At 71.5% G+C, this 14,823-nt stretch carries 12 protein-coding genes; 8 read left to right on the top strand and 4 right to left on the bottom strand.

Annotated elements, in window-relative coordinates; genetic code table 11:
- Positions 1 to 13: 13 nt before the first annotated feature.
- From AB0C62_RS00810 to AB0C62_RS00795, 4 genes are all read left to right on the top strand, one after another.
- Positions 14 to 1,831, top strand: coding sequence for a 5'-nucleotidase C-terminal domain-containing protein (locus tag AB0C62_RS00810; RefSeq protein ID WP_362968946.1), 1,818 nt, complete (start codon positions 14 to 16; stop codon positions 1,829 to 1,831).
- Positions 1,832 to 2,076: 245 nt separating this feature from the next.
- Entirely contained in the window at positions 2,077 to 4,296 is a 2,220-nt protein-coding gene (locus AB0C62_RS00805; RefSeq protein ID WP_362968944.1) for a glycoside hydrolase domain-containing protein, read from the top strand.
- Positions 4,297 to 4,315: 19 nt separating this feature from the next.
- On the top strand, positions 4,316 to 4,774 hold the full coding sequence (locus tag AB0C62_RS00800; protein ID WP_362969110.1) for a hypothetical protein: 459 nt from the start codon (positions 4,316 to 4,318) through the stop codon (positions 4,772 to 4,774).
- Positions 4,771 to 5,529 carry a hypothetical protein gene (locus tag AB0C62_RS00795; RefSeq protein ID WP_362968942.1) on the top strand — a complete coding sequence of 253 codons (759 nt, stop codon included), beginning with the start codon at positions 4,771 to 4,773 and terminating at the stop codon, positions 5,527 to 5,529. The genes AB0C62_RS00800 and AB0C62_RS00795 overlap by 4 nt, the downstream gene beginning before the upstream one ends.
- Positions 5,530 to 5,609: 80 nt before the next feature.
- Here the strand turns inward: AB0C62_RS00795 and AB0C62_RS00790 are convergent, their stop codons facing one another.
- The 3 genes from AB0C62_RS00790 to AB0C62_RS00780 form a co-directional block, all read right to left on the bottom strand.
- The gene (locus AB0C62_RS00790; protein ID WP_355880277.1) at positions 5,610 to 6,260 is read right to left on the bottom strand and encodes a hypothetical protein; all 651 of its coding nucleotides are present in this window, start codon (positions 6,258 to 6,260) and stop codon (positions 5,610 to 5,612) included.
- A 111-nt stretch (positions 6,261 to 6,371) separates the two neighbouring features.
- The gene (locus AB0C62_RS00785) at positions 6,372 to 7,067 is read right to left on the bottom strand and encodes a GntR family transcriptional regulator (protein ID WP_362968940.1); all 696 of its coding nucleotides are present in this window, start codon (positions 7,065 to 7,067) and stop codon (positions 6,372 to 6,374) included.
- A gap of 204 nt (positions 7,068 to 7,271) precedes the next feature.
- A complete protein-coding gene (locus tag AB0C62_RS00780; RefSeq protein ID WP_362968938.1) occupies positions 7,272 to 8,627 on the bottom strand; it encodes an aspartate aminotransferase family protein in 1,356 nt (451 codons plus the stop codon).
- A gap of 198 nt (positions 8,628 to 8,825) precedes the next feature.
- Between AB0C62_RS00780 and AB0C62_RS00775 the strand changes: the two genes are divergently transcribed.
- The 4 genes from AB0C62_RS00775 (at position 8,826) to AB0C62_RS00760 (ending at position 13,786) form a co-directional block, all read left to right on the top strand.
- Complete coding sequence (locus AB0C62_RS00775; RefSeq protein WP_362968936.1) at positions 8,826 to 9,461, top strand: DJ-1/PfpI family protein; 636 nt, start codon at positions 8,826 to 8,828, stop codon at positions 9,459 to 9,461.
- Positions 9,458 to 9,961, top strand: a complete 504-nt coding sequence (locus tag AB0C62_RS00770; protein WP_362968935.1) for a MarR family transcriptional regulator — start codon at positions 9,458 to 9,460, stop codon at positions 9,959 to 9,961. Before AB0C62_RS00775 ends, AB0C62_RS00770 begins: the two co-directional genes overlap by 4 nt.
- A gap of 79 nt (positions 9,962 to 10,040) precedes the next feature.
- A complete protein-coding gene (locus tag AB0C62_RS00765) occupies positions 10,041 to 12,101 on the top strand; it encodes a serine/threonine-protein kinase (protein WP_362968933.1) in 2,061 nt (686 codons plus the stop codon).
- Between the two features lie 152 nt (positions 12,102 to 12,253).
- Complete coding sequence (locus AB0C62_RS00760) at positions 12,254 to 13,786, top strand: substrate-binding domain-containing protein (protein ID WP_362968931.1); 1,533 nt, start codon at positions 12,254 to 12,256, stop codon at positions 13,784 to 13,786.
- A gap of 46 nt (positions 13,787 to 13,832) precedes the next feature.
- Here the strand turns inward: AB0C62_RS00760 and AB0C62_RS00755 are convergent, their stop codons facing one another.
- Complete coding sequence (locus tag AB0C62_RS00755; protein WP_362968929.1) at positions 13,833 to 14,573, bottom strand: SLATT domain-containing protein; 741 nt, start codon at positions 14,571 to 14,573, stop codon at positions 13,833 to 13,835.
- Between the last annotated feature and the right edge of the window lie 250 nt (positions 14,574 to 14,823).

Below are 14,823 nucleotides of genomic sequence, written 5' to 3'. Positions count from 1 at the left end.
AGGAGTGTCCTCCATGCCCGTCCCTCCCCTGAACCGCCGGGAGTTCGTCAGGAAGTCGGCCGTCACCGGTGCGGCCGTGGCCGTCGCGGGCACGGTCGCGGCGACGCCCGCGCAGGCGGCCCACCGCAAGCCGCCGAAGCCGCCCCGCACCTGGTCGTTCTCGATCCTCGGCACCACCGACCTGCACAGCCACGTCTTCGACTGGGACTACTACACGGACGCGGCCTACCAGGACGGCAAGGGCAACTCGGTCGGCGTCGCCCGCGTCGCGACCCTCGTCAAGCAGCAGCGCGCCGCCAAGGGCGAGGACCGCGTCCTGCTCGTCGACGCCGGCGACATCATCCAGGGCACCTCGCTGGCGTACTACTACGCGCGCGTCGACCCCATCGTCGGCACCGGCGGCAAGCGGGGACCCAGGCATCCGATGGCGATCGCGATGAACGCCATGCGGTACGACGCCGCCGCGCTCGGCAACCACGAGTTCAACTACGGCATCGAGACGTTGCGCCGCTTCGAGGAGCAGTGTCACTTCCCGCTGCTCGGCGCCAACGCGCTGGACGCGAAGACCCTGCGCCCGGCCTTCCAGCCGTACACGGTGAAGCGGATCCGCGTCGCGGGCGCCCCGGACATCAAGGTCGGCATCCTCGGCCTGACCAACCCCGGGATCGCCCTGTGGGACAAGGACAACGTCGCCGGGAAGATGGCGTTCACCGGGCTCGTCGAGCAGGCGAGGAAGTACGTGCCGCGGATGCGGGCGCTCGGCTGCGACGTCGTGTTCCTCACCGACCACTCGGGCCTGGACGGCAGTTCGTCGTACGGCGACGAACTGCCCTACGTGGAGAACGCCTCCAACCTCGTCGCCCAGCAGGTCCCCGGCATCGACGCGATCCTCGTCGGTCACACCCACACCGAGGTCTCCTCCTACACGGTGACGAACACCGAGACCGGCAAGGACGTCGTCCTCTCCGAGCCGTACTGCTACGGCATGCGGCTGACCGTCTTCGACTTCGAGCTCGAACTCGTCCACGGGCAGTGGAGGGTCACGAGCACGAAGGCGCAGACCCTCAACAGCAACACCGTCGAGGAGGACGCCGAGATCACCGGGCTCCTCACGGCGGACCACGACCTGGTGGTCAAGTACGTCAACACCCCGGTCGGCACGTGCACCGCCGACCTCTCCGCGGCCGAGGCGTGCTGGAAGGACGTCCCCGTCATGGACTTCATCCACCAGGTCCAGACGGCCGCCGTCGCCACCGGGCTGTCCCCGGCCGACGCGGCGCTGCCGCTCATCTCCGTCGCCGCGCCCTTCAGCCGCACGGCCGACATCCCCCAGGGCGACGTCACCATCCGCGACGTGGCCGGGCTCTACATCTACGACAACACGCTGTACGGCAAGAAGCTCACGGGCGCGCAGCTCAAGGACTACCTGGAGTACGCGGCGAAGTACTACCACCAGGTCCCGGCCGGCACGAAGGTCGACACCGCGACCCTCACCAACGCCAACAGCTTCTGGGACTACATGTACGACACGGCGGCCGGCGTCTCGTACGACATCGACATCGCGCAGCCCGAGGGGTCCAGGATCAAGAACCTCTCCCACGCCGGCACCCCGGTCGCCGACGACCAGGTGTTCGTCGTCGCCGTGAACAACTACCGGGCCAACGGCGGCAGCGGCTACCCGCACATCGCGGCCGCCGACATCGCCTACAGCTCCACGAACGAGATCCGCCAGCTGATGATCGACTACGTGACGGCCAAGGGCTCCCTGGACCCGGCGGACTTCGCCTCCGCCAACTGGCGACTGACCCAGGACGACACCCCGGTCTTCTGACCACCCGGCGGACCCCCGCCCCGCACTCCGCCGCCGCCACCCTCCTCCTCCTCCTCCCCGGAGGGTGGCGGCGGCGGTGCTGTTTTACGCCAATGTCCATCAACTCGCCTGATTTCACTTGCAGTTGCCGATCACGCTCTGGCTATGGTGATCACACGCCCGGCGGCCACCAGACGTTGTTCGACTGCTCGACCGATCGACAGCTCGACCGAGTACGAGTCCTCCGCAACGGAACAGGAGCCCCCGTGGCCGACGAGATGGTGCGCAGAGCACAGGTGTTCATCAACGGCGCCTATGAAGGCAAGCTCGGTATCGACCGCATTCCCGAGACCGGGGTGACCGGTTGGCCGACGATGTTCGCCCTGACCCGTGCCCTCCAGTACGAGCTGGGCATCACGAGCCTGTCGGACACCTTCGGTCCGACAACGCTGTCAACGCTCGCCTCGAAGTACCCGACCCTCAACAGCGCCACCGTCCCCTCCGCGAACTTCGCGCGGATCATCCAGTCCGGCCTGTACTGCAAGGGCTACGACGGAGGTGACATCGACGGCCTCTACAACTCCCGTGTCCAGGCGTCGATGGCGAAGCTCAAGCAGGACATGGGCGTCGACTTCACCTACCCCGGCGGCGACCTGGTGCCGAAGGTGTTCAAGGGCCTGCTGAACATGGACGCCTACGCCACCGTCAACGGCGGCTCGGAGAGCATCAGAGCCGTGCAGAGATGGCTCAACGGCACCTATGTGTCCCGCCGCGACTTCAACATCATCCCTGCCGACGGCCACCACTCGCGCGATGTCGCCAAGTCGGTGCTCTTCGCCGTCCAGTACGAGATAGGGATGGCCGACGGCACGGCCAACGGTGTCTTCGGCCCCGGCACCCAGAGCGGCCTGAAGAGCCACACCGTCGCCACCGGCGACTCCGGACCCTGGGTGCAGCTGTTCTCCGGCGCGATGATCCTCAACCAGCGTCCGGTCACGTTCACTTCGAGCTTCACCAGCGCCCTGTCCTCGGCGGTCTCCTCGTTCCAGTCGTTCGCGGCCCTCCCCGTCACCGGCAAGGGCGACTTCTCCACCTGGGCGTCGCTGCTCGTCTCCTACGGCGACCAGGCCCGCAAGGGCGAGGCCTGTGACGGGGTCACCCGCGTCACGCCGGCCCGGGCCGCCGCACTCAAGGCGGACGGCATCAAGTACCTCGGGCGGTACCTCACCAACCCGACCGGCGGCAAGCCCTACGAGAAGGCCATCCAGGACGGTGAGTTGGCCAGCATCGCCGCCGCGGGGCTGCGCTGTTTCCCGATCTACCAGACGTACGGCCGCGACGCCTCCGACTTCAACTACATCGCGGGCCGCACCGCCGGACAGGCCGCGGTGAACGCCGCACTGGACCACGGCTTCAAGTCGGGCACGCGGATCTTCTTCGCCGTCGACTTCGACGCCCTCGACCAGGACGTCACCGACAGCGTCCTGCCGCACTTCAAGGGCATCGAGGACGCGATCGCCGACGACGGCAACCGCTTCGCGATCGGCGTGTACGGGCCGCGCAACGTGTGCACCCGGGTCTCCGAGGCCGGCCACGCGGGCGCCTCGTTCGTCTCCGACCTGTCCTCCGGCTTCTCCGGGAACTTCGGCTATCCGCTGCCCGGGAACTGGGCCTACGACCAGGTCGTCACCCGGACCGTCGGCTCCGGCGACGGCGCGATCGAGATCGACAACAACATCGCCTCGGGGCGCGACACCGGACAGGGCTCCTTCGACGCCCCGCGGGCGCTCAAGGCCGACACCCGTCTCGACGACTCCGTTCTCACCGCCATGCAGACGGACGTCGGCAAGTACATGGAGTCCCTCGGCTATCCGCTCGACGGCGGCACCCGGAGCTACCAGCACTGGAAGTGTTTCCAGTCCACCGTCGTCGATCACGACGAGCTCATCACGAGCCTGTCGAACAAGTACAACCTGCGCAAGGCGCTCATCCAGACCTCGGCGTACTGGGAGATGCGGCACATCGAGCCGCTCGACGAGGCGGCCTGGGAAGCCACGATCCTGGCCTACAACACCACGGGACAGTTCATCAAGGACTCGTCCACAGGGATCGCGAAGCAGCGCGCCCTCACCCTCGTCGGTGCCTGGAACTACTGCCTCAACGCCGGTTACGTGACCGGCCGCCCGATCCTCGACGCGTCCAGCGACGACGACAAGTACTCGATCTGGAAGAAGGCGCACGACGACGAGGAGTTCGCGTTGACCAGCGTCTTCGTGATCGACATGTGGGACATCGACGGGAAGATCGGCGGCGACGACGACTCGCCCGCGATGCGTTCACCGCGCCTGGACTACAACGACTCCGAGATCTACGACGTCCTGCGGCGCTACCAGGGTCCGGCCGAGCCGGCGTTCACCGAGGCCAAGAAGCGGCTGGGGCTGTACTACGTGATGGAGAAGTACAACTCGATCTCCCGGAACCTGTGACAGGAAGCGAAAGCCCGTGATGTCTGGAGACCAGCCGTACGCCGGCCACAACTCCGTGGCCGTCCTCCTGCTGAGCCTGGCCGGACTGGTCGCCACCCCGTGGCTCCTCGTCCACGGACTCCGGTTGCTCCTCCCCGCCAGGAGGGCCCGGACGTTCGCGGCGCCCCTCAAGGCCACGAGGTCCCTGGTCTGGGCCGCCGCAGTCGGCACGTACACCTGGGGCCTGCTGCACCTCTTCTTCTTCGACGACGCGGACCGGTCCCAGGCGTGCGCCACGGCGGTCGGCACCCACCGGCTCACCGGCTACGAACCGTCGTTCGTCCCACTGCACTTCGGCTGTCGAACCAGCGACGGGCACACCTTCGAAGCGGTCGTGCCGTCGTACATCAACCCGGCGGTGGCCGTGCTGGGGGTGGGCGCCCTGGCGCTCACCCTCGCCGGAATCGCCTTCGCCCGACGCAAGGAGGAAGTCTCATGACGGCGAACATCCCGCGCCGCACCGTGCTGCGCCGTGCCGCTTTCCTGGCCGCAGGCGCCACTCTCGCCTCCCCACTGCTCACGACAACCAGCTACGCGGCGGACACCCGCCCGGACCCGGCCGCGCTCCGTGCCTCCCTCAAGAAGGCCCAGGCACGGGCCGCGGCACGCAAGGCCCGCGTGGAGAGCGGTATCAAGTCCACGAACGGCTGGACGATGGAGAAGGTCGTCGACGACCGCGGCAACGTCTACACGAGACCCGTGCCCGGCACGCCCGTCGACGTCCAGGTCCGCATGGGCGACGTCGAGACCGTGCTCGTCCACGTCGTCCACCGGTTCCACTACGAGATCGGTGCGCTGCGCAAGGGCGAGGTCGTCGGCTGGCGCACCCCGAACGCGGTGCGCCGCGGTCTGTCCGAGTCCAACCAGGCGTCCGGCACCGCCCTCCAGATCCGCCCCGGTTCCTACCCCTCCGGGGTGCGCGGCGGTTTCTACCCCCTGGAGGAGCTGGTGATCCGGGACATCCTCGCCGACTGCGAGGGCGTGGTCCGCTGGGGCGGCGACGACCGGCGCACGCCCGACGAGTCCCTCTTCTCCATCGACGTGGCACCGTCCGACCCGCGTCTCACCGAGGTGGCCGACAAGATCCGGCACTGGACGCAGACGCCCGGCCTCGGGTCCGGCGTCCTGGTCGATCCGCTCCGGCCCGGCCGTCGTGCGTCCGCCAAGAAGCTCGCCGCGCTCCAGCGCGCCTGAACCCACGAGAAAGGCGGCCCGGGCCTCGCCCGACGGGGCGAGGGCCGGGCCGCCGCGTTCCTCGGCGCCGGAGACCCCGGTCAGCTGAAGATGATCATCGAGCCCTGGGCGAGGCTGCGGGTCGCCGCCGCGTGGAGCCCCAGCCAGACGTGGCGTTCGCGGGCGAAGGGGCTGGCGTCGTAGGGGGCGGGGGCGGCCGGCTCCTCCAGCTCGGTGGGAGCGCTGGGGGGCTGCGGCGGGGCCGGCGGGTTCGCCGGGTCGATGCCGATGGCGGGGGCCACGAACTCCAGCTCGCGCAGCAGGGCGTGGGAGGAGCCCAGGGGACCGCCGCCCGCGAGGAGTTCGTCGTTGGCCAGCGGGTGCGGGAAGTCGACCGGGACGTAGGCGCCCGCGTGGTCGTAGTGCCAGACCAGATGGGACTGCTGGGCGTTCGTCTCGAACATCTCCAGCAACTGCTCGTAGTCGCCGCCCAGTTCGTCGACCGGGGTGACGGCGAGGCCGCACATCTGGAGGAGGTAGGCGCGGCGCAGGAAGTGCAGCGCGTCGTAGTCGAATCCGGCGACCGGGGCGACGTCACCGGAGAGGCCGGGCATGTACGCGTACACCGGGACGGGTGGGAGTCCGGCCTCGGCGAGCACCTTGTCGTAGAGCGCGAGTTCCTCGGCGAAGGGGTTGTCGGGGGTGTGGCACAGCACGTCGACGAGCGGGACCAACCACAGGTCACAGGCCAACAGACGGCTCCTCTTGCTCCTTGGGGTGCACGGTGGTCAGGGCAGCGTAGTGCGCGTGGCGGTCCTGTGAAGGGGGCCGTACGCAAGTCCGTACCCGGCGGACCGGTGGGTTCATTCCGCGTCGAGGCGTTCGATGAGGCCGAGCGCGTGCTCGTTGTACGCCGTCACGATCGCCCGCGCCGTCCCGGGGTCGCGGCGGGCGAGGGCGTCCACCAGTTCCGTGTGGGCCGACCACAGGTGGCCCTTGAGGTCCGCGACGTGGCGCAGGTGCTGGACCGTGCAGACCCAGGACTGGACGCGCAGCCGGTGCAGGAAGTCACCGAGGTAGGGGTTGCCGTAGAGGCTGCTGAGCTCGCGCCAGAACCGCAGGTCGTACCCGATGAGGATGTTCAGGTCGCCGGCCGAGGCCGCGCGCTGGGCCTCCTCGCCGCGGCGACGGACACCGGCGAGCAGGGCGACCGCGCGCGGATCGTCGAACTGCCGCATGCCGCCGGCCACGAGGGCCTGGAACATGCCCTCCGTGACCAGGCCACGTGCCTCGATCATGCCGCGGTAGTCGGCGGCGGAGTACTCGTGCACCCGGAAGCCGCGGTGCTGGTCCGCGTCCAGCAGACCCTGGGCCGACAGGTCGACCAGGGCCTCGCGGACGGGGGTGGCGGAGACGCCGTACTGCTCGGCGATCTCCTTGACCGTGAACTCCTGGCCCGGCTGGAGCCGGCCCCCGAGCACCTCGTCGCGGAGCGCGTCCGCGATCTGCTGGCGCAGGGTGCTGCGGGTTACGCCGCCCGCGCGGCCGGTGCCGGCCATGGTGGTGGTCTCACTCCCCGTCGCGTGTCTCCCCGAGCAGGACACCATACGCGGTGGGATTCGGCGGGCGGTTCCCCCGCCGCCGTAGCGGCGCGGGGAGCCGCGCGCCCGGCCCCCACCCGCCCGCGCCCGCGTCACCTGGGGCGTCCCTGGGGAGGGCAGGGGCAGGGGCAGGGGCGGTGGGGGGTGGGAGCCGCTCCGGCCTCAGACCGTGTGCTCGTCCGCGACCGACAGTGCCTCGTCCAGCACCGCGAGCCCTTCCTTGGCCTCGGCCTCGGTGACGTTGCACGGCGGCACGACGTGCGTGCGGTTCATGTTGATGAAGGGCCACAGACCGCGGGCCTTGGCCGCCGCCCCGAACGCGGCCATCGGCGCGTTCGCCTCGCCGGCCGCGTTGTACGGGACCAGCGGCTCCCGGGTCTCCCGGTCCTTCACCAGCTCCAGCGCCCAGAAGACGCCCGTGCCGCGCACCTCGCCGATGCTCGGGTGCCGTTGCGCCAGCTCGCGCAGGCCCGGTCCGATGACGGTCTCGCCGATGGTGGCGGCCTGGTCGACGATCCCCTCCTCCTCCATGACGTTGATCGTCGCGACGGCGGCGGCGCAGGCCAGCGGGTGCCCGGAGTAGGTGAGCCCGCCGGGGTAGGGCCGCTTGGCGAAGGTCTCGGCGATCTCGGCGGAGATCGCCACGCCGCCCAGCGGGACGTAGCCGGAGTTCACACCCTTGGCGAAGGTCATCAGGTCCGGCGTCACGTCGAAGTGGTCGGCGGCGAACCACTTGCCGGTGCGCCCGAAGCCGGCCATGACCTCGTCCAGGATGAAGACGATCCCGTAGCGGTCGCAGATCTCCCGCACCCCGGCGAGGTAGCCGGGCGGCGGCGTCATGATGCCCGCCGTGCCCGGGATCGTCTCCAGGATGAGGGCCGCTATCGTCCCCGGCCCCTCGAAGGCGATCGTGTCCTCCAGGTGTGTGAGGGCACGCTCGCACTCCTGCCGCTCGCTGTCCGAGTGGAAGGGGCTGCGGTACAGGAACGGCGCCCAGAAGCGGACGACACCGGCCGCGCCGCTGTCGTTCGGCCAGCGCCGGGGGTCGCCGGTGAGGTTGATCGCGGTGGAGGTGGCGCCGTGGTACGAGCGGTAGGCGGAGAGCACCTTCGGGCGGCCGGTGTGCAGCCGGGCCATCCGGGTGGCGTTCTCGACGGCCTCCGCGCCGCCGTTGGTGAAGAAGATCTTGTCCAGGTCGCCGGGGGTCCGCTCGGCGATCAGCCGGGCGGCCTCCGAGCGGGACTCGACGGCGAAGGCGGGCGCGAACGTGGACAGGGTCGCGGCCTGTTCCTGGATCGCGGCGACGACCTTCGGGTGCTGGTAGCCGATGTTGGTGAAGACGAGCCCGCTGGTGAAGTCCAGATACCGCTTGCCTTCGTAGTCCCAGAAGTACGACCCCTCGGCGCCTGCGACGGCGAGCGGGTCGATGAGCTCCTGCGCTGACCAGGAGTGGAACACGTGCGCGCGGTCCGCGGCCTTCACTGCGGCGCCGGCCTGGGGGTTGGGCTGAGGGGTCATGCGCGCAGCGTAAATGTCCACGGACCGGACGCGATATCGGCGTCCTGTCTGTGGACGGGGGCTTTCCGCGACAGTCTGTCGGGCTTCACGGACATCCGTGGGTCGTGTCCGGCCGACACCTTCCTCCTGTTGACAGCATCCTGTCTAATTGACAGCATGCTCACATGGACTTCCGTCCGCCGAGGAGGAGTGACCGGTATGAACGCCACCACGGACACCGACGCAGGCAGCACAGCACGCAAGCCCGTCCACCTCGCCGTCTACGACACCTTCGCCGACTGGGAGACGGGCCACACGACGGCCCACCTCGCCCGCGCCGGGTACGCGGTCCGCACCGTCGGTCCCGGCCGCGAGCCCGTCACCACCATGGGCGGCCTGCGCGTGCTGCCCGACCTCGCGCTCGACGAGCTGCGCCCCGAGGACAGCTCGCTCCTCGTCCTCACCGGCGCCTCCCTCTGGGACACCTCCGGGGACCTGGCCCCCTTCGCCCGCACCGCCCGCGCGTTCCTCGACGCCGGGGTGCCCGTCGCCGCGATCTGCGGGGCGACCGCGGGCCTCGCCCGCGAGGGCCTGCTCGACGACCGGGCCCACACCAGCGCGGTCTCCTTCTACCTGGCCGCCACCGGATACGCGGGCGGCGAGCGGTACGTCGACGCGGACGCCGTCACCGACGGGCTCCTGATCACCGCGGGACCCACCGAACCCGTCGCCCTCGCCCGCGAGGTCTTCGGCCTCCTCGGGGTCTACGAGGGAGAGGTACTGGACGCCTGGTACCGGCTGTTCCACGACTCCGACGCCGCCGCCTACGCCGTGCTGGAGAAGGCGGGCCGGTGAGCGGGCGGCGCCAGGACCTGTTCAGCCGCAGCGCCCTCGCGGTGTTCCGCCTCAACGGGCAGTACCTCTCCGTGGCCGAGGACCTGGCCCGGCCCGCCGGCATCACCGCCGCCTGGTGGCAGGTCCTCGGCGCCGTCCTCGGCGAACCCCTGCCGGTCTCCGGAATCGCCCGCGTCATGGGCATCACCCGGCAGAGCGTGCAGCGCGTCGCGGACCTGCTCGTCGACAAGGGCCTCGCGGCGTACCGGCCCAACCCCGCCCACCGGCGCGCCAAGTTGCTCGCCCCGACCGAACAGGGCCGCGCGGCCATCGCCGGGATCGGCCCCGGTCACGCCGCCTACGCCGACCGCATCGCCGAGGCACTCGGCCCCGAAGCGCTCGCCGAGACCGTCCGGGTCCTGGAGCGCCTCTCCGTCGTCCTCGACACCCTCGCCGCGGAGGACCTCGCGGAACCCGCGCTTCCTGTTACCGAACCGGCACGATCCGTGACGGAACCGTAGACGGGTGCCCGCCCGCGGGCCCGCGGGGCCGCACTATCCTCGGGCTGTTGCACACACACGGGGGAGGGTGGGCGCTGCCATGGAGAAACTGGGGGCGGGGGATCCGCGGCAGATCGGGGCGTACCGGCTGCTGGCACGGCTCGGCGCCGGCGGCATGGGGCACGTCTATCTCGCCCGGTCCGACCGGGGACGTACCGTCGCCGTCAAGCTCGTCCGTGAGGAGCTCGCCGAACAGGAGGAGTTCCGGGCCCGGTTCCGCCAGGAGGTGCAGGCCGCGCGGCGCGTCGGCGGGTACTGGACCGCGCCCGTCCTGGACGCCGACACCGAGGCCGTGATCCCGTGGGTGGCGACCGGTTACGTCGCCGGGCCGTCGCTGCAGACCGTCGTCGGGCACGACCACGGCGCGCTGCCCGAGCGGTCCGTGCGCATCCTCGCCGCCGGACTCGCGCACGCGCTCCAGGACATCCACGCCGCGGGCCTCATCCACCGCGACCTCAAGCCCTCGAACGTCCTGGTCACCATCGACGGCCCGCGCGTCATCGACTTCGGTATCGCCCGCGCCCTGGAGACGGTGACCGACGGCGGCCTCACCCGCACCGGCGCGCTCGTCGGTTCGCCCGGCTTCATGGCCCCCGAGCAGGTGCGCGGCGACCGCGTCACCCCCGCCTGCGACATCTTCTGCCTCGGCTCGGTCCTGTCGTACGCCGCCACCGGCGCCCTGCCGTTCGGCGCGTCCAACAGCGGTGTGCACGCGATGATGTTCCGCATCGCGCAGGAGGAACCGGATCTGTCGGGTGTCCCCGAGAGCCTGGCCGACCTCGTGCGCGCCTGCCTGCGCAAGGACCCCGCGGCCCGGCCCGGCCTCGACGAGATCCTGGCCCGCACCGGCGCGGAGGACACCGTCGCCGACGGCCGGACCCGCGACCCCTGGCTGCCCAGCGCGCTGGTCGCCCAACTCGGGCGGCACGCAGTGCAGTTGCTGGACACCGAGGACCCCGACGAGCGGCAGGTGCCCGCCGTCGCGGCCGCCCCGGTCCGCCCGGCCCTGCCGCCCGCGTCCGAACGGCCGCTCCCCGCACCGGACATGAGCAAGCCGCCGGCCGCCCCGCCGGCCCCCGCGGGCCCGCCTTCCTCCTCTTCGCCCGCGTCCCCCTCCTCCTCCTCCGCGACGCCCGGCGCGTCCGCCGAAGCGTCCCCGGAGCATGCGCCCGCCCCGCCCGAGGACGGGACGGCCCCGCCCGCGCCGACCGGTCCCGGACCGGTGAACCACCTCCCCACCGTCGTCGCGGGCGCGGGAACCACGCCGCCGCCGGCGCCCGCGGGGCCGCACCCCGCGTACGGCTATCCGCAACAGCACCCGCAGCCCACCGGCCAGGGCCCGGCCCATCCCGCGTACGGCTATCCGCAGGCCGGCTGGGGCGGCCCGCAGACGCCGTACGGCTCGACGCCCCCGTACGGCCCGGGCGCCGCCACCCCGTACGGTCCCGGCGGCTCCACCCCGCCCTACGGCCCGACCCCGCCGTACGGTCCCGCGGCCGTCCCGGCCGGACCCGAACCCGCGCGCCGCAGCGGCCGGTCCACCGCCTTCCTCGTCGTGGTGGCCCTGGTCGTCGCGCTCGGCGCGGGCGGCAGCGTGTACGCGCTGATGAAGGGCGGCAGCAGCGGCGGAGACGACGACTCCAAGGCGTCCCCCGCGGCCTCCGCCGGGCCCGCGTCACCGGACGGGAGCGCCTCGCAGGCGCCGTCCGCCGCGTCCGCCTCCCCGAGCGCCGAGGACTCGGCCGCGGGCACCGTCCCTGAGGCCTTCCTCGGCACCTGGGACACCAGCATCGACAACGCCACCGGCCACAACACCCGCCGGCTGACCATCCGGCAGGGCGAGGTCGGGGACCCCGTGCTCACCCTCACCGCCGACGGCCCGGCCGGCAGCGGCACCTACCACTGCGTCTTCCAGGCCACCCTCACGAACGCGCCGGCCGGCGGAACACTGGAGATCGGCCCCTCCCAGGTCACCTCCGGCGAACCGCTGTCCTCCTGCTCCCCGGGTGCCGCGTCCGAGATCACCCTCCTGTCCGACGGCGGCCTGCGCCGGGTGAACACGACCTCGGGCGAGGCGCTGACCTACGAGAAGAGCGGCTGAGCACACCCGCGGACGGCATCCCGCGAACCCCCGGCGGCCCACGCCAACGCCCCTTTCTCACAAGGGCGTTGAAGTTCACCCCTCGTATGTCGGCTGTTTCCGGCCGACGCCGTACGGTGACCGCACCGCAGTGCCCGGGGGAGTGACGCGCAGTGGAGTGGCTGAGCGCAGAGAACGTCGTGGCCGTCGCAACCGCCGTCATCGGTGTCGTCGCCTCCGCCGTGATGGTCTGGTACGAACGCAGGGTGCCCCGCCGTAAACGGCTGGGCTACCGCGTGCAGATGGACAACCCCATCGGCGACGACGCCCGCTCGGGGCGCGCGAACGTACGACTCGGCCTGTTCGACGAGACCCCCGGCATGTCCGACGCCACCCTCGTCCTGCTGAGGATCGAGAACGACGGCGCGCAGAGCATCGCCGGGGACGACTACACGAGCCGCGAACGGCACGGCCTGACCGCGGTGTTCACCGACCGGACCATCCGCGGTGTGTCCGTGACCCAGCCGCCCGGCACCGACCACCTGATGGACCACTTCACCGCGGCGGCCGGCCTCGGCTACGCGGACGGCACCCTGCTCATCCCGCGGGTCCCGCTCAACCGGGGCGAGCACGTCAAACTGCTCGTCCTGCTGTCCGGCGGCGACGTGGGATGCCCGATCCGGATCATCGGCGGCATCCGCGACGGCGAGGTCCGGCCCAACCGCAGTACGACACCGGACGACCAGCCGCCGTTGTTCAGCCGCGCCGCCCGGCTCATCACCGTGCTGCTCACGGTGTGCGTCGTCACCCTCGCGCTGATCGTCGTGCTGCGCGACGACTCGCCGCCCCCGATCGGCTGCGCGCAGGGCACCCTGACGGTCACCGGGTCCACCGCCTTCGAGCCCGTGATGCGCGAACTCGCCGAGAAGTACGAGGAGGACTGCGCGGGCGCGACGATCACCGTCGACGCCCATGGCAGCACCGCCGGGGTGCGCGAACTCGACGCGGCGGGGCAGGAGTCGAAGAACGGATCACCGGCCGTCGTCGCCCTCTCCGACGGCCCCAAGCCGGGAGACTTCCCCCGGCTGCGGGAGAACCGGGTCGCGGTCTCGGTCTTCGCGCTGGTCGTCAACGACGACATCCCGCTCGGGAACCTGGCGCTGACGGACGTACGGCGGCTGTACCGGGGCGAGATCAGGAACTGGAAGCAGCTCGGCGGACCCGACCGGCCCGTCCTGCTCGTCAGCCGGGACGCCAACTCCGGTACCCGGCAGGTGTTCCAGCGGCGAGTGCTCGGACGCGGCGAGATCGCCAACTCCTCACTGGACTGCGTCCACAAGGACGACGCGACGGCGCCGCTGGTGCGCTGCGAACTCGACTCCACCGACCAGGTGCTGAACACCGTCGCCGGACTGCCCGGCGCGATCGGCTACAGCGAACTCAACAACGCCACCGGGCACCAGGGCCTGCACCGGCTGGGTCTCGACGGCCACACCGCCTCCGTGGAGGACCTGGAACGCGGCACCTCGGACTACCCGTACCGCGAGATCGAGTACGCCTACACCTACGGGCAGCCGCCCGCCGACTCGCTCGCCTCCAGCTTCCTGTCCTACGTCGGCCGGGGCAGCGGCCAGGACGTCGTCCGCACCCACGGCCACCTGCCGTGCGGGACGCCGGTCGGGCTGAGGATCTGCGGCGCGGGCTGACCCGCTCGCGCCGCCCCCGAACCTCACCGAGCCCGGCGGGCCCTCCTCAGCGGGGCTCCGGCGGGCGCTGGCGGGGCATGTTCGGGCGGGTGCCCGGCGGCAGCGGGACGCGCCCGTTCAGGTGGGCCCCGTCGACCCGGGGCGCGCCGACCGTCGACGACTGGATGCCGAGTGGCGCCGGACCCGTACGGAACTCCACCATCCAGTCCGCCGTCTCGGTGCGCACCAGCTCCGTGACGTCCTCCGAGAACCTCCGCAGCACCCCGAGACACCGCTCGGCCGCCTCGCCCGCGGTCCCGTCGGTGGGGCCGAGCACCTCCCGCACGCTCTCCGACGCCCAGTCGAACTGGAGCACCTGAAGGCGGCGCTGCACGGCCTGCGCGGTGGCCACGTCCCTTATCCACCCGGAGGTCACCCCGAAGAACCGGTCGACGGCGACACAGGCGACGGCGAGCAGCAGCGCCAGATACCCCCAGGGCGCCACCCCGCCCACCGACCCGGTCAGATCGAGCAGCGGCAGCGCGGCCCCGGAGACGGCCCCGACCGCGGCCCCGCACCGCAGCAGCCGCGCGCCCCACCGCTTCCACATCCGGTCGCCGAGGTACCAGGACGCCGTGTCCAGGGCGCCCTGTTCCACCCAGCGATACAGCTCGTGGAGCCGGTCGGCGGGCTCCCCCCAGTCGCCGAGCGGAAACGGCCGGCCCGTCAGATCGCCCGGCCGCAGCCCCGCCCCCTCGCTCCGCCCCTCCTGGGGCGGACCCTCGGGCTGCATCTCCGGCTGACTCACCCGGCACTCCCTCACTGACGGCGGTGACGACGCCTGACGACGACGGCGCCGGCACCCGAAGACGGCGGACGCCGGCGCACGACGGCACCGGCGGAGCGCGCAGGCGCGGCCGAAGACGCTGACCGTGCGTGACGCCATGTGACGCGTGGTACGAATGCGCCGCCCCCTTCCTACCGCCCAATGGGTGGCGATGGACCGGGTTTCACCGCTTTTCCGCCCGGAAGAGGGCCTTGATCAGGTATAGGCGTCA

Origin of the sequence: Streptomyces sp. NPDC048643 (genome assembly GCF_040650615.1) — a bacterium.
GTDB lineage: Bacteria > Actinomycetota > Actinomycetes > Streptomycetales > Streptomycetaceae > Streptomyces.
Note: the sequence above shows the minus strand (reverse complement) of the source record. Positions and strands in the feature narration are given on the sequence as shown.

Excerpts from the sequence above, each read along its gene's own strand:
- AB0C62_RS00810 (WP_362968946.1), top strand. The coding sequence starts at position 14 with ATGCCCGTCCCTCCCCTGAACCGCCGGGAGTTCGTCAGGAAGTCGGCC.
- AB0C62_RS00800 (WP_362969110.1), top strand. The coding sequence starts at position 4,316 with ATGTCTGGAGACCAGCCGTACGCCGGCCACAACTCCGTGGCCGTCCTC.
- AB0C62_RS00795 (WP_362968942.1), top strand. The coding sequence starts at position 4,771 with ATGACGGCGAACATCCCGCGCCGCACCGTGCTGCGCCGTGCCGCTTTC.
- AB0C62_RS00785 (WP_362968940.1), bottom strand. The coding sequence starts at position 7,067 with ATGGCCGGCACCGGCCGCGCGGGCGGCGTAACCCGCAGCACCCTGCGC.
- AB0C62_RS00780 (WP_362968938.1), bottom strand. The coding sequence starts at position 8,627 with ATGACCCCTCAGCCCAACCCCCAGGCCGGCGCCGCAGTGAAGGCCGCG.
- AB0C62_RS00775 (WP_362968936.1), top strand. The coding sequence starts at position 8,826 with ATGAACGCCACCACGGACACCGACGCAGGCAGCACAGCACGCAAGCCC.
- AB0C62_RS00765 (WP_362968933.1), top strand. The coding sequence starts at position 10,041 with ATGGAGAAACTGGGGGCGGGGGATCCGCGGCAGATCGGGGCGTACCGG.